General features: G+C 37.7%; 15 protein-coding genes. All 15 read right to left on the bottom strand.

The annotated features are described in order from the left end of the window. Nucleotides 1–8: 8 nt before the first annotated feature. On the bottom strand, nt 9–1,838 hold the full coding sequence (locus G634_RS0104420) for a DUF6115 domain-containing protein (protein WP_026504270.1): 1,830 nt from the start codon (nt 1,836–1,838) through the stop codon (nt 9–11). A gap of 71 nt (nt 1,839–1,909) precedes the next feature. Then, nucleotides 1,910–3,502, bottom strand: a complete 1,593-nt coding sequence (locus G634_RS0104415; protein WP_081676469.1) for a DUF342 domain-containing protein — start codon at nt 3,500–3,502, stop codon at nt 1,910–1,912. Nucleotides 3,503–3,519: 17 nt separating this feature from the next. Then, on the bottom strand, nt 3,520–4,290 hold the full coding sequence (locus tag G634_RS0104410) for a FliA/WhiG family RNA polymerase sigma factor (protein ID WP_026504268.1): 771 nt from the start codon (nt 4,288–4,290) through the stop codon (nt 3,520–3,522). A 64-nt stretch (nt 4,291–4,354) separates the two neighbouring features. Beyond that, on the bottom strand, nt 4,355–4,774 hold the full coding sequence (locus G634_RS0104405) for a hypothetical protein (RefSeq protein WP_026504267.1): 420 nt from the start codon (nt 4,772–4,774) through the stop codon (nt 4,355–4,357). Continuing rightward, complete coding sequence (locus tag G634_RS0104400) at nt 4,771–5,256, bottom strand: chemotaxis protein CheD (protein ID WP_026504266.1); 486 nt, start codon at nt 5,254–5,256, stop codon at nt 4,771–4,773. The genes G634_RS0104405 and G634_RS0104400 overlap by 4 nt, the downstream gene beginning before the upstream one ends. 43 nt (nt 5,257–5,299) lie before the next feature. Further along, nucleotides 5,300–5,929, bottom strand: a complete 630-nt coding sequence (locus tag G634_RS0104395) for a chemotaxis protein CheC (protein ID WP_026504265.1) — start codon at nt 5,927–5,929, stop codon at nt 5,300–5,302. Nucleotides 5,930–6,322: 393 nt separating this feature from the next. Continuing rightward, nucleotides 6,323–6,802 (bottom strand): chemotaxis protein CheW, encoded by a 480-nt coding sequence (locus G634_RS0104390; protein ID WP_026504264.1) that lies wholly within the window; start codon nt 6,800–6,802, stop codon nt 6,323–6,325. Between the two features lie 47 nt (nt 6,803–6,849). After that, complete coding sequence (locus G634_RS0104385) at nt 6,850–9,003, bottom strand: chemotaxis protein CheA (protein WP_026504263.1); 2,154 nt, start codon at nt 9,001–9,003, stop codon at nt 6,850–6,852. A 41-nt stretch (nt 9,004–9,044) separates the two neighbouring features. Continuing rightward, on the bottom strand, nt 9,045–10,133 hold the full coding sequence (gene cheB, locus G634_RS0104380) for a chemotaxis-specific protein-glutamate methyltransferase CheB (RefSeq protein ID WP_026504262.1): 1,089 nt from the start codon (nt 10,131–10,133) through the stop codon (nt 9,045–9,047). Nucleotides 10,134–10,179: 46 nt separating this feature from the next. Beyond that, the gene (locus tag G634_RS0104375; RefSeq protein WP_026504261.1) at nt 10,180–10,896 is read right to left on the bottom strand and encodes a flagellar brake protein; all 717 of its coding nucleotides are present in this window, start codon (nt 10,894–10,896) and stop codon (nt 10,180–10,182) included. Between the two features lie 39 nt (nt 10,897–10,935). Then, the gene (locus G634_RS0104370; RefSeq protein WP_026504260.1) at nt 10,936–11,874 is read right to left on the bottom strand and encodes a MinD/ParA family protein; all 939 of its coding nucleotides are present in this window, start codon (nt 11,872–11,874) and stop codon (nt 10,936–10,938) included. Between the two features lie 61 nt (nt 11,875–11,935). Beyond that, a complete protein-coding gene (gene flhF, locus G634_RS17990; RefSeq protein ID WP_026504259.1) occupies nt 11,936–13,528 on the bottom strand; it encodes a flagellar biosynthesis protein FlhF in 1,593 nt (530 codons plus the stop codon). Nucleotides 13,529–13,544: 16 nt separating this feature from the next. Further along, entirely contained in the window at nt 13,545–15,602 is a 2,058-nt protein-coding gene (gene flhA / locus G634_RS0104360; protein WP_026504258.1) for a flagellar biosynthesis protein FlhA, read from the bottom strand. A 355-nt stretch (nt 15,603–15,957) separates the two neighbouring features. Next, on the bottom strand, nt 15,958–17,082 hold the full coding sequence (gene flhB / locus G634_RS0104355; protein WP_026504257.1) for a flagellar biosynthesis protein FlhB: 1,125 nt from the start codon (nt 17,080–17,082) through the stop codon (nt 15,958–15,960). Next, nucleotides 17,066–17,848: a flagellar biosynthetic protein FliR gene (locus G634_RS0104350; RefSeq protein ID WP_026504256.1), complete on the bottom strand. Its 783-nt coding sequence runs from the start codon at nt 17,846–17,848 to the stop codon at nt 17,066–17,068. The genes flhB and G634_RS0104350 overlap by 17 nt, the downstream gene beginning before the upstream one ends. Nucleotides 17,849–17,865: the final 17 nt, after the last annotated feature.

Here is a 17,865-nt window from a genome sequence, read left to right as displayed (position 1 = left end):
TAGAGAAGCTACATGCGTCGATTCTTAGTAGCTATTTCAATCATTAATCCAACTTCACCAACTCCAAGCCCCAATTCCCTTGCTATGGCTATATTGGATTTTCCCTGTTTATGCATTTCAAGAATCTGTTCGCTTCTTCTTGCCTTTTCATCCAAAGTATCTACTGTTTCTACCCCATCCATAACATCGTCAAAGAAATCTTCAGGTACAACAGCTTCTTTTGGAAGCGGGGTCTGAGCTCTTCTTCTAAGAGGTCTCTCAGGAATGCTGGCTAGTTCTTCCTCATAAGTCATTACATGCTTTGCTACCTGCTTAACATCATCTATATCTTCCGTATCCTCTTCCTGATTTTGATTTGGCAAAGCAACGTCTCCGAACACTCTTGCAAACTGCTCATTGAGCTGCTTTTGTGAGTAATGTTTTTCTTCTTTAAGCGGAACAAATTCTTCATTTCTTACATCATCAACTGTCTGTGTAAGATCATCATCATATTCATAAGAACCTTCAATATCATCGCTCATCTCGACATCGAAAGTCTTCTGCACTCTATTTAGATTTGCATCTTCACCGGCAAATTCTCTAACCTGTGCAGCTGCCTGATCTTTAATTCTATTAATGGACTGTTGTGATTGCCTTGCAATAGAATCTGTACTTGTCTTTCTTTGCTGGCTAGGAGCTGTTTTCCCTTTTCCCTGAATTTCTGTAGTAACTTTAGAAGAAACAGCAGGTTCCTGATTCTGTCTAGAAGAACTTGCCACCTTGGCTTTTGCTGCCACGTTTTTAATTGTTTCTTCATCAACTTCTTTTTTATTACCAAAAGCACTTGCAGTAGCAACAGCATTTCTTAGCATTGCTTCTGTTTGCTCAGGTCTTGATTCGGTATTGTATGCAACTCTTGCACTTGCAGAACTTTTTTCAACACTTCTTTGAGCATTTGCATTAGTAGCAGGTGTTTTACCCGTTGCAAATGCTGTTTTTTGATGTGCTCTTTGGAACTGTGCAATACGATTTCTAACTTTATCTTCTTTACTTAACTCTGGAATATTATCGTTTGAAACAGGATTAACTGGTACCTGTTCTTCGTAGATTTGTTCTTCTTCCCCTATCGAACCAAAAAAATCTGATGCTGCAGAATCATGAAAACTCAAATCAGGATCGCCGCTATCAAATACAAATCCTTTGCCGCTTACTCCTGAAATCTTTTTTCTTTGTTTCTTTATTTCTTCATCAAGCTTCTGAGCCTGTCTGTTTGATGGCCCCTGACTAGGTGCCTGAGGCATAATAACACGTCTGCTTCCAAGCTGAACCCCTTCATCACTTACAGCAGTTCTTGCTCTCTTTAAGTTTGGTGCTGCGGTCTGATTCTGCGCAGCCTGCATAGCAAGCGAACTTGCAGCTTCTCTGGCTTCTTTAGCCGTTAACTCTGCATCTAACACTGTCTGTCTTGCTTTTTTCTCAGTCTTTGCAACTTCTGAAGCTGTCGAAGTAAGATTTTTATGCTTGTCGCTTAGCATATCATACATGAACATTACTTCATCATGATTTTTCTTGATGTCACTCATCACATTTTCAGCATATTCACCGATTGCACTCATCTTCTCATTTGTAATTCTGTCCATTCCGCGCTCAGTTTTAATCAATGACTCTTCTATCTGATCATTGATTCTTTGCTGAATTATGCTTTGTGAATCCTCAATACTACGCTGCACAGCCTTGTGTACAGCAGCCTCCATGTCCTTTTTGCTGCCTTTTTCCAAGCCTTTATCGGCCGGAATAATAAAGCTTAGGACAATTGCCGCAATACCGATTACAGCCAATACAATAGCTCCCATCTGCATATAGCTCCTCCTCGCATTCCCCTGCAGTCTTCAATTGTTTTAAATTTCTGTCAGAAAAAAGGATTTGCCAGTTACGAAAGCGGTGCAATCTTAACTTCTCCATCTTTTCTAACAAATCTACTAAACTTTATATCATTCTTAACAACCATGGATACATCTCCAATAACGATTGTTGCACCAGAATGGCATATGCCTTCTACAGCAACACTTGCATCCATAGTCTGTGATAACTGATCCTGCATTGTTGTAAGAGCTTCTGTCTGTTCGTCGAGACTCTTAGTCAGATTTGAATTGATATCAGATAGTTTTCTAGCATATTCCATCTGTTCTTTTGTAAGTTTAACTCCTGACTTGACTTTTTTAACAAAAGCATCCAGTGTTGGGCGAATCTGCTGAAGCTGTTTGGTACTGTCTGTGATAAATTTCATAGTATCACGAATCTTTGCTTTAAGCTGTGGATCTGCGCCAACTTCTATAATTGTATTAGTGCCCATGTCATTACTTAGTGCCTTAGCTGTAATCTTCTCAGCGGCAACAACATGTCCACCTACTATATTTCCTCTTTTTCCATTAACCGTAATTTCGGTTCCTGATTCAACGTGAGAATTAATAATTGAACCGGCAACAACACTGCCTACTGCATAAACCTTAGCATTTTCAATAAACTTCGTTACGATGTTTCCGCCTGCTTCGATAACACCTTCACCCATTCCGTTAACACCGCGCTCTATAATAACATCAGCTGCGGCTTTCAAATGAGCCCCTTCAATATTACCTTTTACTTGAATATTGCCACCTGCTTCAACCTTAAAACCGCTGGCAACACTTCCTGCTATCTCAACAGAGCCATCATATACTATATTACCTGTAGAAAGGTCTACTTCTTTTAAACTGAGTACATTAGAAACAACAACTTTACCTTCCTGCAAAGAAACATGCCCATCAACATCAGCAGTCAAAGTAAGTTTGTCTTCTGACATTGTAACATTTTTTCCGCCTTTTAGCGACATCGACTTAACATTTTTGGGTCTTGTTTTTGCTCCTAGAACATTACAGCCACCCTCACCCATATCTGCTGGAGTAAGAGTTGCTAGCACATCGCCTTTTTTGCAATGATTAATAAGATTAAGATTATAATAATCTACGCTTCCGTCTTCTCTTGTCTCTGGATGAATACGCAAATTTGTATCAAAAGAAAATGTTATCTTGGCATCTTGACCTTCTCTAGTCGGGATACCTTTAGCAACAACATAATTAGTACAATACTTTCTATCATTAAAATAACTATTAATCGCTTGTTCGTCAATTCCAAATACTATTTTTTTCTGATTTAAGGTTGAAATCACTTTTTCAGAATCGATTTCAGGTCCATTTTCTGAAGGAGGATAGAAACGGACTGTAACTTCCATCTGATCCAACGACATATCAATATCAAAAGATTCAGGAATCGGTTTTTCAAGCGCAGTTGCTATAATATCAACCGGTTCTCCGTCACCTTTTCTTATTGCATTGTCGAGTGCGGTCGGATTAAAATCAAGACCATTTACATGTAGATATTCAGTAATCTCCCTGGCTGTAGCATCCGGGTCTCCATTTGTTCCTCTAAAAACTTTAATTGCTGTTCCGTTTTTTCCTGCTACCAATTGAAAATAACCGTTCATCATTCAACCTCATCTACAATTTAGTTGCGATCTGTAAGAATGCCCATGTACTTTCCTAATTTAACTCTCATTTTCTGAAGTGCTCTAGTATGCAGCTGTGATACTCTAGACTCGGAAACCTCCAGCACATTACTAATTTCTTTCAATGTAAGCTCTTCGTAGTAATATAAAAGAACAACTTTTCTTTCTTTTTCTGTCAAAAGATCAAGTGCCTGACCTAGAATTTTTTTCAATTCATTTTTCTCAACTACTTCTTCAGGCTTTTCAAAAGTGTGACCGGTTCCGGCATCTTCGGAAATATCACTACCAGCCTCCATGAATTCATTAAGAGAAATAACACCTGTCACTTTCATCTGGCTTTGCCAATTAAGGTATTCATCCTCGGAAATTTGCATCTTCTTGGCTACCTCAGAATCTGTAGCCACATGTCCGCTTTCTGCTTCAACTTCTTTAATAGCAGCACCGATTTTTTTCTGACGGTCACGAATTGTTCGTGGAATCCAATCCATTTTTCTAATCTGATCTAGTATCGCGCCTCTTATTCGAAGACTTGCATAGGTTTCAAATTTGACATCTTTCATAGTATCGAATTTGTCAATTGCATCTATAAGTCCAAAGACACCATATCCAACCAAATCATCATATTCAACATTAAATCCCAAGTACATCGACAAACGACCTGCAACCAGTTTTACAAGCGGTGCATATTCTAAAATAAGCTTTTCGCGTATTTCAGGAGTCTTATTTTTTTCATATTCTTTCCACATTTTGATTCGGGATGCTTCATCCATTGAACAAATACCCCCATACCCATATTTTTTTCAGATTCGTATCTGTCCCTGCACCGTTAATGAATTATTCCTGTCCCATCGAATCTTCATTTTCCTGCTCTTTTAATTTTTCAGCTTCATCTTCTTCATCCAGTCTTTGCTTAATTTCTCTTTTTACTGCATCAACTTCGAATTTTTCCACAAAACGCTGCAATACTGTCCCTAACAGTAAGAACAAAACCATTGTGGAGAATACTATCACGAACCACTTTTCTTTAGAATAATTACCCTGCAAAAACGTATACACTGCAATAACAGATGTACCACCTAGCATAATAAAAGGAGCTATAAGCTTAACCTTAGGATCAATTAAGACTTTGTAATTGATTTTTACAACCTGTGATCCTTTTTTTTCATTTAGCCGGATAGCCTTAACGATGTTTTCAACCATCGGATCCTTCCGACTAAGTATCTCATCCCTTTTTTCTTTAATATCGTCACTCATATGGTTTTTTCCGGCTTTCCTACTGCTCGAATTACATAATCTCCAGTTTCAGGATAGAAAATTACTGTTCTTCCGTAATTATTACCTGTATCCTGCGCTATTACACGAATATTAAGTTCTTTTAAGGCTTTTAATGAAGCCTGCACATTTCTGTCACCAACCCGCATAGCATTACTTGTTGACTGAAATGCGAACATTTGCGCTCCACCAGCAATTTTTGCTACCAATCGAGTCTTACTTGCTCCGAGCGAAATCATACGTTTAACAAGTTCACGAATGCCCGTATCCGCAAACTTATAAACATTATTATTGTTTTTTATTTCAGTGGAATCGGGAAGCATTACATGTGCAAGCCCACCTATTTTCGTTACCGGATCTCGAATTGCTATTCCTACACAGGAACCAAGTCCAAGAGTCGTTATCCCATCAGGTGCTTTACATGTATTCAAATCCGCCATTCCAACTTTTACGATTGTTGGCATATATGTCCCTCATACTAAAAAATCGTAATCATCAGAACTATTATCATTCTGTCGTTAACTGTATACCAAGGGATGATAAAATCTTTGTATAGCCTTCAAGATCTGGTAAAAGAATAAAATAACCACTTAAGCTTATATCATCTGAAAAACTTGTTTCTATAAGAAGCATCTTATCGCCCATAATTCCGAATTCAATCGCTGGTACTGAAAGAATTGCTCCTGCCATGTCAACTGCTGCATAAGGAACTGATGGAAGCATTACAAGCTGCGTCATCTGAGATAGTGAATTCAAATAAGAACCTGTAATAATGTTTCCAATTTCCTGAAGAGCGGACATATCCATCTCGCCAAATGGCTCATCATCAGGAGTGTTCTGACCTGTCAGTTTGTTTACAAGATGTCTTGCTTCTGCCTGACCTAACATGAACATAATCGAACCATTAACATCGCCTTCAAGTTTCAAATAGATGGCAGTCATAATCTTGTCTGCACCACCCATAATGTCGCCTACATCCTTAAATTCAAGAAGACGTACCTGTGGAACGGACATGTCGACCTTATCACCTATCATCTGAGCCAAAGCAGTTGTGGCATTTCCAGCACCAATATTTCCTAACTCTTTTAGCACATCGAAATATTTTTCGGACAGTGCATCCAGACTCATCTCGCCCATCTGGTATCCTCCTTCAAAACAAAAAGCAGATACAAATAGAATTTATGAAAAATGAACAACTAAATATCGTTTCTTTATTATTTTATTATACTTTATTTCTAATATTTAGTGAAGTATTATATATTAATATTCGTATTTTCGTCAATTTTATACAAAAAGATTCCCTGCCTGCTATAAAAAAACTAAAAAAGGCAGTAATAATCAGAAAAACAATATGATATAAGATTACTGTTTATAAGCATTACAGAACAAACAGTAACGATATAAGAGTCAAAAGCCAAAATCTTTTGCAGTTAATTTTGACTTTTTGACTCTTATATATCAGTTACTTTTTACTAAACAATACTTTGACAGCAACAATTTCTTTTTAATGAAAATAAAGATTTAAAACTTTTAGGCCTCTTTGCGTTCTTTGTCGTAGTCAGGATTAAGAGCTGTAAGGTCAAGAATAGAAACAAGACCACCATCATATTTACCAACTCCGCTTACAAAATCACCCTTTTCTTTCTTCTTATCAACAGAAGGCTTATCAATATTCTTGTTGCCGATATTCATAACCTGTTCTACCTGATCTACAATAATACCTAAAAGTTCGCCTTCATCCATCTTGATGATGATAATTCTGCTCTTATCCGTAAGAACATCTGGTTCCATTCCCATTTTTAGTCTAATGCTCATAACAGGTACAATAGAACCTCGAATATTTATAACTCCACGGAAATAGTTATCAACTTTTGGTACTCTTGTTATCTGCTGCATACGAACTATATTATCGATAAACTTAATATCAATTCCATACTGTTCGTCACCAAGTTTGATGATGATATACTGCACGATTTCGCCTATATCCTCTATATCTCTAAGTTCATTCATAACAATTTATCCTTTCTTACAACTGATTTAGCAAAAACATTTTTCGTTTATGCAATGGCATTTGTATCAAGAATAAGAGCAATTTCACCATCACCAAGGATAGTCGCACCGCTGATAAACTTGCACTTATTAATGAACTTACCAAGAGGCTTAATAACGATTTCCTGCTGTCCGTCCATCTTATCAACAACAAGTCCAACTCTCTGATTGCCCTTCTTAACGATAACAACTATCATATCTTCATTAGGATCGCTCTCAGATTCATTATCAAGTACCTGATTCATGCGAATAAGAGGTGTAACTGTTCCACGAAGGTTGATAACTTCCTTATTAGATACAAGTTTGATTTCAGATACAGGTACATTCTCAATAATCTCGATAGAGTCAAGCGGAATAGCATATTTTTCTCCGCCAACTTCAACCATAAGACCCTGAATAATAGCAAGTGTAAGAGGAAGTCTAATTGTCCAAGTAGATCCTTCTCCAAGTTTGCTCTTTACAGATACTGTGCCAGAAAGTGATTCAACCTTACTCTTTACAACGTCAAGTCCAACACCTCTACCTGATATTTCACTTACGACTTTAGCTGTTGAGAAACCAGGATGGAACAAAAGCTCTATGCACTGCTGTTCTGTCATTGCAGCTGCTTCAGCTTCCGTTACAACGCCTTTTTCAATAGCTCTCTTCTTAACAGCTTCAGGATCAATACCATTACCATCGTCACCAACTTCGATAACAACAGAGTTTCCATCCTGGAATGCGTTAAGGAAAATATGTCCTTCTTCAGATTTTCCGTTGTTAAGACGAATCTGTGCATCTCCTTCAATACCATGGTCAGCACTGTTTCTAAGCAAGTGCATGAGAGGATCACCGATTTCATCTACAACGGTTCTATCCATTTCTGTATCTTCACCAGTCATGGTGAGAACCATTTTCTTATTAAGTGTCTTATTAAGGTCACGTATCATACGTGGGAATTTCTGCAGTACAGATTCAATAGGAACCATTCGAACCTTCATAACTGATTCATGAAGATTTGTTGTAACTGATTCAAGATATTCAATCTGTTCATTAACATTTCCATCTGCAAGACCTGCCGAGCTAGCCGCACTTATAAGTGAATTCTTGGCAATGATAAGCTCAGACACAAGGTTCATAAGACTATCAAGTTTTTCAATATCTACACGGACTGTTCGGTTAACTACCGGTTTCCCAGCAGGCTTCTTTGCTGCGGCTGCTGGTGCCGGCGCTGCTTTTGCTGCTGGCGCTGGTGCTGCCTTTGCTGCTGGTGCTGGTGCCGGTGTCGGTGCCGGCGCTGCTGGTGCTTCCTTTGCTGGTGCCGGTGCTGCTTCTGCTGCCTCTACAGGATCTTCTGTTGTCTTAATAGACTTAGCATCAACCTCACCTATTTCAACAGACTCTATTTCAGAAACATTCTTTGCGATTTCAGCAACTTTATCAGGTTCCTCTTCATCAGTAATTACCAAAACAGCAAATGTATGATCAAATTTCTCATCTTCAATATCCTGTGTATTAGGATCTGAAGCTATAATTTCACCTATATCTTCAAGGTCTTTAAATACAAGAAAAGCTCTCGCTGCTTTTAAAAGACATGTATCGGCAATCTTAACATTAAGTCCAAATACTTTCTTGCCTTCTGCAATGCCCTGCTCAAGTGTAGTCTTTGCACTTGGGTCGATTCGCATTGTTTTAAAATTTATTCCAGCCGGTGCTGCCTCAGCTGCTGGTGCTGGCGCTGCCTCAGCTGCCGGCGCTGCTTCCTTTGCTGGTGCTGGCGCTGCACCGCCGCCTCCGCTCTTACCTGCTCTTATATCTGCAAGAGCTTTAATAAGCTCTTCATTATCATTTGTACCTTCATCCTGAGTCTCTTCAACATTGTCTACATATGCCTGTACAGCATCAAGACACTTGAAAAGAGTATCTGTCATATTAGAATCAACTTTAAGAGTACCATTACGAACGTCAGAAAAGACATCTTCCATATCATGGGTAAGCTGCTGCATACGCTTATAGCCCATAGTACCTGCCATACCCTTCATAGAGTGAGCAGATCGGAAGATTTCATTAATACAATCCTCATTAGTAGGATCGTCCTCAAGAGTCATAATTGAGTCATTGAGCGTCTGAATATGCTCTTTTGCCTCATCGAGAAATACGCCAAGATATTGAGATGTATCCATAAAAATTTACCCTCCTTGTAATGCCGACGTTTCTCGCCTTATTAATTCACGCCGACGTTCATAACTATTTCCTGTGCCACATCATTTAACGAAACTACCTGATCAGATAGTCCCGCAACCGCTACTGCCCTTGGCATACCATATACAGTACACGATGCCTCATCCTGAGAAATGACATGAACTCTTTTCTTTGTTTTGAGATTCTTTATTCCTTCTGTTCCGTCAGCACCCATTCCGGTTAAGACTACGCAAACAATCTCATCATATCTTGAATCCATAAGGGATTCATACATGTTATTGGCACTCGGCTTAACACCTTCTCGCGTAGGACCATCTTTTAAATGTATAACTGATTTACCCACAGTGTTCTCAATGTACATGTGTATTCCGCCTTTTGCAATATACACAGTACCTGCCTCTAGCACATCGCCTTCTGCAGCTTCTTTTACAGTAAGTTCTGATAATGAATCAAGTCTTGATGCCAATGAAGCTGTGAATCCTACAGGCATGTGCTGTACCAGTATAACAGGTGCTTTTAAATTTTTAGGAAGTTTAGGGATAACTGCCTGTAGTGCTCTAGGCCCACCTGTTGATGATGCTATAGCAACTAACTTTTTGCCAGTTATACTACTAGTATGCTTTTTAATCACATTCAAGATTGCCTTATCTTTCTCTTTCTCTTTTTCTTCGTTTTTTACCGGTTTACGAATAGGTGTGGTTGGTATTCTACTACTACAAACCGCATCTAGTGTAGAAAGAAATTCTTTTGCAAAATCTTCTGTTTTACATGCGCTAGCCCTGTCAGGCTTATGAACAAAATCAATAGCTCCTAAATCCAGTGCATCTAATGTTACTTTTGCACCTTCTTTTGTATCCGTACTTGACATCATTGTCTTTATTCGAATAGACTCTTTATTAATACATTTCAAAAGATCTATTCCATTCATTCGTGGCATATTAACATCAAGTACCATTACATCAAAGGATGAAGCCTCTTTTTGCAGTATAGAAAGTGCTTCTTCACCATCCTTTGCGCTTTTTACTACCTGAAACCTTCCATCTGAGTTTATAATATCACTTAACACACTTCGCATGAGTGCAGAGTCATCAACCAAAAAAATTTTTTTCATTTTTTCTCCATTCTTAGACGTTTTTTCGTCTCAAAATAGATACAATCTATCGTCTGCGCATCATCCTGCGTTCTTCTTCAAATATATAATGAATAATATCCTCTCTTCGTTCCTCATCAATTATAATAAACTGCATACGATGTTCAAAAAATCCAGGTCTATTCTCAAGTTCTGATACACGAAGCATTCTCGTGAACATCTGAAATTTTTGTGGTGATGAACCATTAGGAAGCTCAAATGTAACGTATGCCCAGACATTTTCATCATACCTGATTTTGGAAATCATCCTCATACCACCACCACTGATATCAACGATAGTGGCATCATCCATTGGTTCAGTTTTGTTAATCGGAAAATACCTATTGGCTTGCAATAATTTTCTTTCATTGTCACGAAGTTGCCTTATCTTCATGTCGATAACGCAGGTAAATCTATAATATTCCCTGCGTTGTAACTTTTTCAGTGGAGACAAAAGATCCATTGTCAGAATAAAAATATTGTTGGAACGATATCTGTCAGAAATGATTCCATCGCACTCGTACAGACCTTTTTTTCCATAAAAAACAATCTGATAACGTGCATCAACAGGAAGAAGACGAAGCTGACCTTTTTCAAGCGGCATCATTAAATCAATGCGTTCATCCGTGATAATATCATATACTTCGCTTACATATATTTTCTTTTCTTCTTCACCAGTTTCCGGATTGACTGTCACGCCTTGCAATTCAATACGATTTCCGGGGCAAATGTAATCAGATAACATAAAATCACTCCCTGGCACAGTTTCTAAGCCACTTTTAATTTATGATACAGCAGAGTTATCTTTCTGAGTCTGCGCATCAGAATCTAGCTTTCTGCCTTTTACTATATGAGAAAAGAAAGCTGCCATTCCACGCGGTTTTACTTCCCTGATGCTAGATGAAGGTCCTGTTAGTTCTGCTGCAATGTGTTCAAACGCTTTAGCAGATCTTGCATTCGGGTTCGTAATCGAAATAGGTGACTGCTGCATAATTGCCTTAACTAAAAGTTCATCCTGAGGAATATAACCCAAATAAATCATTGGAAGTTTTAAATAACGACTCACAACTGTACTTAGCTTGTGATACAATTGTTCTCCCTCTTCTTCTGTTTCAACCCTGTTAGATACAGTCTTTATAACTGTTTCATCCGGACTGAAACGAGGATGAGCGTTAAGTGCTTTCAGCAAAGAATACGAATCCGTAATAGATGTAGGTTCAGGGGTTGTAACAAGTATGATTTCACCACTTGCTACAAGGAACTCCAAAACTGCATCAGAAATACCCGCAGCGGTATCTACAATTATTGTATCGGCAATTGCATCCAATTCCGCAAGATTTACAATGATTTTTACCAAATAATCTCTAGAAAGGTTATACATACCTGAAATTCCTGATCCTCCGGAGATAAAACCAACGCCCATTGGCCCCCAGGTTATAACTTCTTTTATCTTTTTATCTTGATAAATCAAATCTCCAAGATTATGTTTAGGAACTGCACCGAACATAACCTCAATATTAGCCAGCCCGAAATCTGCATCCAGAATAATTACTCTCTGCCCCATTTTCCTAAACTGGATAGCAAGATTTATAGCAACATTACTTTTACCAACCCCCCCTTTTCCACTAGTTACAGTGATAACTCTTGCCAGAGGTCTTGATGCTCTGCCCGCCTCCAGGCTAGCGCATTTTATGATATTACGAAGCTGTGTCGCCTGATCCATATTTTCCGGTCCCCACTTTTCTTAGAATAATAGGTGCTTTACTTTTTCACGTACACTTGTCTTATGACTCTTCTTCCTCAGTCTCACTTCCTCCACCTAAAAGACTCTTAACCACTTTTTGTGCATCAAAAATGGCTATATCATCTGGAACATTCTGTCCATCTGTGATATAAGACATGGGTTTTTCCGTATAAATACGAAGATTATAAAGATTTCCTGCACTACCTGTTTCATCCATTTTGGTAAAAATAAGCTTATACTCAAAAGCATTTTTGTAAGCATCCGCAATACCGATAAGATCACGATACTTTGTAGTTGCGCTCATTACAAGGAATACATCGGTATCAATATTTTGTTCAAGACACTTCACATAATTTTCAACATCTTCTTTTTGTTCTTCATTCTTAATAGAATGACCGGCAGTATCTACCATAATATAATCAACATCAATATAATCTTTTATCGCCTGTTCAAGTTCTTCCACAGAATAAATAACTCTAAATGGTATTTCGAGAATAGACGCATAGGTTCTAAGCTGCTCTGCTGCTGCAACTCTGTATGTATCTACTGTCAAAAGTGCCACTTTTTTGTGCTGAGTTACACTAAAAAATGAAGCAAGTTTGGCAATTGTAGTCGTTTTTCCAACTCCGGTTGGCCCAACAAAAATAAGTCCCTTCGCTGTATTCTCGGCCGGTACTATCTTAACTGAATCGCCAAACCTCAAAACCATCTTCTGATATACATTAGCAAGCAAATATTCCATAGGCATATCAGGTTTTGCAATTCTTTCTACATCTTTTATTAATTCATCAGCATTTTTCTCATCGACTTCATTCTCAATAAGTGTATTACGAAGTACTTTCACAAAAGACTTTGTTTCGTCATCTTCATTAACACTTTCATTGTCTGATTCTGTAATAGTATTAAAAGTTTTTTCTTCTTTTTTCTCAGTAGTCTTTCCTGACTCTCCCATGCTCTTTTCGAGAAGATGGTGAAGACTATCAAGCTTTTCTTCAATAATTTTAGCTTGATCTTTGTCCGCATTTACCATGTTTTTCTCAGAGTTAACTATGTCATTTATAGAAAGATTATTAAAATATGGATCCTTGTCTGGAATTTCCATGGTAGCCTGTCTTGATTCTGACATTTTGGCTTTGCCAACTTTAAGAGGAGGAATAATTCCCTCTTTTGAAGCCTGTGCCAGTTTTTTGCCTGCATCACTGTTTCCTGATATTTCTTTTTCTTTTGCACGCAAAGAAACTTCTTTTAGAGCTTTTTCTTTCTCTTTTGCACGTCTTTCACGAATTTCTTTTTCTTCTTCAGCTTTTCTGCGGCTAATCTCTTCATCACTTTCTTCTCCGACTTTAATATCTATAGAAGAAATATGCGGCCCGCTTACCTTCACTGAACTAAAGTCTTCTTTTTCTATTATTTTTTCTTCAGGATGTGAGTTCTTCTTGTTAGTAATACTTTTCATCACATCCTCTTCTTCTTTGGCAACAGTAACTTCGGTTTTTGGCTTAGATAAGAATGAGAAAAAGCCGCCTTTTCTAATCAGCTTGACATTCATGATCACAATGCTTTCTCCAAGCTCATCTTTCGCCTGCTGTGTTGCCTCTTCTTCAGTTTTTCCTACAAATTTTTTTATGATCATGCCCGTCACGCCCTCTTTACGCAGTTATCATACCAACTGACTGAATTTTAATATTTGTATCAACTTCGTTATAACTGATTACTACTAAATCAGGGAAAGATTCCTCTGAAAGTTTTCTGAAATACATACGTACAATAGGTGATGTCATTACAATAGGAATTCTTCCTGTATCTTCGAGTTTCTTTGCCTGAACTTTTACACTCTTTAATATTGCTCTGGTTCTCTCCGGATCAAGAGTAAGGTAAGAGCCGCTTTCTGACTGTTTTACTGAACTCATTATTTCCTGTTCAAGCATAGGATCAAGTGTTACTACATTTGTAGAATCTTCATCTGTAAAGTACTTCGAAGATATTGCTCGTTTAAGTCCCTGTCTTACATATTCTGTTAAAATATCTGTATCTCTAGTCGTCGCGGCATAATCTGCAAGCGTTTCAAAAATTGATACAAGATCTCGTATAGATATGCCCTCTGACAAAAGATTCTTAAGAACTCTTTCAATTTCACCAATAGTCATAAGTTTTGGTACGAGTTCTTCAACAACAGCACCATTATTTTCTTTAAGGTTATTAATAAGATTCTGAACATCCTGCCTTGTAAGAAGTTCTGCGATATGTTCTCTTATTATTTCTGTCAAATGTGTTGCTATTATGGAAGGAGGATCAACTACTGTATAACCTAGCGCTTCTGCTCTCTCTCTCTGGCTTTCAGTAATCCATATCGCAGGTAGATGGAAGGAAGGTTCGAATGTTGGTATACCTGTTATTTCTTCTTTGACACTTCCAGGATTCATTGCCATGTAGTGATCAAATAATATCTCGCCTTCACTTATTTGAATTCCCTTAATCTTAATAATGTACTGATTAGGATTAAGCTGAATATTATCTCTAAGTCTTATAATAGGAACAACTGTTCCTAGTTCTAAGGCTATCTGCCTTCTAATCATAACCACTCGGTCAAGTAAATCACCGCCCTGATTGATATCAGCAAGTGGAATAATTCCATATCCAAATTCCAATTCGATTGGATCAACCTGAAGAAGTGAATTGACATTTTCAGGTTGCCTTATTTCTTCTGCCTGGGTTTGCTCACTTTCTTCCACCTGCATCTCAACTGTGGATTTTTCAATTGTCTTTTGCATCATTCGGCCGCCTAGAATATACAGAATACCTATTGAACAATAAACTGGCCACGGAAGTGGTGAAAAAACACCCAAAAAGGCAACTACTGCACCCACTAGAATCATAACTTTTGGAAGTCCAAATACCTGTTTAATAAGCGTATGTCCAAAATCTGATTCTCCGGCTCCCTTTGTTACAAGTACACCTGTTGCGAGTGATGTACAAAGTGATGGAATTGAAGAAACAAGACCATCACCTATTGTCAGGATGCAAAATTTATCAGCAGCTTCTCCAGCAGTAAGCCCCATTCTAGTCATTCCCATGAGAATACCGCCAACAAGGTTAATAACTGTTATAATAAGACCTGCGGCTGCATCTCCTTTTACATATTTGGTAGCACCATCCATGTTACCGAAAAAGCTTGCTTCCTGCTGCAGATGTTCTCGCCTTTGTTTTGCTTCCTTGTCATCGATTGCACCTGTATTCAAATCTGCATCAATCGCCATCTGCTTACCAGGCATAGCATCGAGAGTGAATCTGGCTGTAACTTCTGCTACTCGTTCTGAACCTTTGTTGATAACAACAAACTGAACAATAACAAGAATAATATAGACAATGATTCCGACTATTAAATCACCGCCGCCTACGAAATTACCAAATACTGTGATAACTTCACCAGCATTTCCCTGTGTAAGAATAAGTCTAGTTGAGGATACGTTAAGAGCGATACGGAACACTGTGGTCATCAACAAAAGAGTTGGATAAAAGCTCATATCCAGAGCTTCTTTGGCATACATCGCATTAAAAAGAATTGCAAAAGCAATGGAAAGATCAACTGCCAACAATATGTCCATCAAAATGGTAGGAATTGGTATGATAAGCATGACAAGAGCTGATACAACATATAAAGCAACACCATAGTCCATTAACACATTGCGGAGCTTGACTGTATCCATACTTTCACCCCCTTCCTTGGATTTCTATCTGGAGTAATAAAAAGAAAAATATTCGGATTGTAAAATCAAAATAAAGCGCATGTAAACATGCTTTATTTTGATTTTCAACCCTTTATCATTATTTTATCAAATTTTCCTAAATTTTGCATCGTAAATTAACGATATTTTAAACATTTATCACTAAAGAATTCTTTCGTTATTTTCGATATGATTCTATAGTTTTTTGTCACTACGTTCCAAAAACTACGCAAACTGTCCATTTGAAAAGGCTTCGTCTTGGACCAGTTTGCCACTTGACTTTTGTTCTCACGAAACTCGCAGTAAATGCGAGTTTCTGAATGTAAGTGACAAGAAGTCATACCTTGCCTTTAAGCTTATATACGTATGCGAGTACTTCTGCCACTGCTTTATAAAGTTCTGGTGGTATGAATTCGTTTACGTCAACGTTTGCATAGAGCATTCTGGCTAGTGGTTTGTTTTCTACAATTTCAATTCCATGTTCTTTAGCAGCGTCTTTAATTTTCTTCGCAAGGAAATCTTCTCCTTTAGCTACTACTCTAGGGGCTATATCTTCTCCTTCATGGTAACTTAGTGCAACAGCTATATGCGTTGGGTTAGTGATTACTACATCTGCCTTTGGCAATTCTTTCATCATCCTTCGCATTGACTGCTCACGCATTTTCTGTTTCTGCTTTGCCTTTATCTGAGGATCACCTTCAGAGTCTTTATATTCATCCTTTACTTCCTGTTTAGTCATCTTCATATCTTCGTGGAATTTATGTTTCTGATAAACGAAATCTATAAATGCCACTATCATATAAACTGCCGCACATCGTATTCCTACTTCAATCATGATATCCCACATAAGAGAGATTCCCTGATTAAGCGATATTCCATATAGTAGAAAAATTGACTCTTTTCTTCTGGTAAGTGTTATAAACACCATCGCACTTATCAATGTTATTTTCAAAAGAGATTTAATAAGATTAAAGATAGACTGCATTGAAAAAATTCTCTTAAGACCATTGATAGGATTAAACTTATCAGGCTTTGGCTTCAATGGTTCTGTTACAACCTTAAATCCAAACTGAATGTAATTACACAAAAGAGCCAGCACCACACCTGCTATAAAAAAAGGTGCAGCTGTAATCAATACCTCCAAAAGTATTCTTACAAGTTCTGTATGCATGGTCTTAAACGGCATTCTTCCATTAATTTGCTTCATATGATCTGGAATATCGTTATAAGACCTTCTAAAAATATTTATTATTCTGTTACCAAGGATATCTGAAAAAACTTTTAGCAATATAAAAAAAGCAAACAAATCAGCAGCTACAGTTATCTCCTGACTCTTGGCTACCTGACCTTTTTTTCTGGCATCACCAAGACGTTTAGAAGTAGGCTCTTCGGTTTTCTCACCGCCAGGGCCTTCTTTTGCAAAGAACTGTAGATTGTAGGAAAGCCTAAGGCTGTAATCCATACGCAAACTCCTGCATCAAAGTTTTCATAGTAGAAAAAATAAAATCTGCTGCGCTGCCTAGCATTCCGCAAGTAAGAAACATAATGCTAAGCCCCACTAAAATCTTAATCTGAATACCAACTGCAAACATATTCAGTTGAGGAGAAACTTTAGCTAAAACACCAAGTACAATATTCATTGTAAACATGATGATAAAAACAGGAAGTGTTATTCTAAAACCTATAATGACATAATCTCTCAAGAACTCAGTTATAACTGTTAAAAGCTTTCCGGAATTAATCACTGTTCCATTGACAGGAATAACAATAAAAGAATCCGCAATAGCTCTTATCAGAAATCTATACATTCCGGTTATTACCAGTATTACCATCATAACCTGCTGATACAATGCGCCTGTTATTGTAACCTGCTGATTGGATGAAGGATCCATGATGGACACCATAGAAAGGCCAGTCATCATATCAACTATATGTCCTGAAAATGTACATATAAGAATACAAATCTGGGCAGAAAATCCCAATGTCACTCCGGCAAATACTTCTTTTGCCACCAAAAATGCATATCCTAACACATCACTGTATACAATACTTTCTCTAGGGACTACATCATAGAGCATCATGCTCAATAAGACAGAAAATCCCACTTTCATAAGCCTCGGAATCCCTTTAATCGAGAAAAAGGGTGCTACATACACAAATGCAGACACCCGTATCAGTATCAATAAAAAATATTCTAAATCACCGTATGAAAAAGAATAATCTATCATTTCCCCAAATCCTTGTA

Origin of the sequence: Butyrivibrio sp. NC3005, from assembly GCF_000424545.1 — a bacterium.
Taxonomy (GTDB): Bacteria; Bacillota; Clostridia; order Lachnospirales; family Lachnospiraceae; genus Butyrivibrio.
This window is presented reverse-complemented; position numbering and strand designations above follow the sequence as displayed.

Excerpts from the sequence above, each read along its gene's own strand:
- G634_RS0104420 (WP_026504270.1), bottom strand. The coding sequence starts at position 1,838 with ATGCAGATGGGAGCTATTGTATTGGCTGTAATCGGTATTGCGGCAATT.
- G634_RS0104415 (WP_081676469.1), bottom strand. The coding sequence starts at position 3,502 with ATGATGAACGGTTATTTTCAATTGGTAGCAGGAAAAAACGGAACAGCA.
- G634_RS0104410 (WP_026504268.1), bottom strand. The coding sequence starts at position 4,290 with ATGGATGAAGCATCCCGAATCAAAATGTGGAAAGAATATGAAAAAAAT.
- G634_RS0104405 (WP_026504267.1), bottom strand. The coding sequence starts at position 4,774 with ATGAGTGACGATATTAAAGAAAAAAGGGATGAGATACTTAGTCGGAAG.
- G634_RS0104400 (WP_026504266.1), bottom strand. The coding sequence starts at position 5,256 with ATGCCAACAATCGTAAAAGTTGGAATGGCGGATTTGAATACATGTAAA.
- G634_RS0104395 (WP_026504265.1), bottom strand. The coding sequence starts at position 5,929 with ATGGGCGAGATGAGTCTGGATGCACTGTCCGAAAAATATTTCGATGTG.
- G634_RS0104390 (WP_026504264.1), bottom strand. The coding sequence starts at position 6,802 with ATGAATGAACTTAGAGATATAGAGGATATAGGCGAAATCGTGCAGTAT.
- G634_RS0104385 (WP_026504263.1), bottom strand. The coding sequence starts at position 9,003 with ATGGATACATCTCAATATCTTGGCGTATTTCTCGATGAGGCAAAAGAG.
- cheB (WP_026504262.1), bottom strand. The coding sequence starts at position 10,133 with ATGAAAAAAATTTTTTTGGTTGATGACTCTGCACTCATGCGAAGTGTG.
- G634_RS0104375 (WP_026504261.1), bottom strand. The coding sequence starts at position 10,896 with ATGTTATCTGATTACATTTGCCCCGGAAATCGTATTGAATTGCAAGGC.
- G634_RS0104370 (WP_026504260.1), bottom strand. The coding sequence starts at position 11,874 with ATGGATCAGGCGACACAGCTTCGTAATATCATAAAATGCGCTAGCCTG.
- flhF (WP_026504259.1), bottom strand. The coding sequence starts at position 13,528 with ATGATCATAAAAAAATTTGTAGGAAAAACTGAAGAAGAGGCAACACAG.
- flhA (WP_026504258.1), bottom strand. The coding sequence starts at position 15,602 with ATGGATACAGTCAAGCTCCGCAATGTGTTAATGGACTATGGTGTTGCT.
- flhB (WP_026504257.1), bottom strand. The coding sequence starts at position 17,082 with ATGGATTACAGCCTTAGGCTTTCCTACAATCTACAGTTCTTTGCAAAA.
- G634_RS0104350 (WP_026504256.1), bottom strand. The coding sequence starts at position 17,848 with ATGATAGATTATTCTTTTTCATACGGTGATTTAGAATATTTTTTATTG.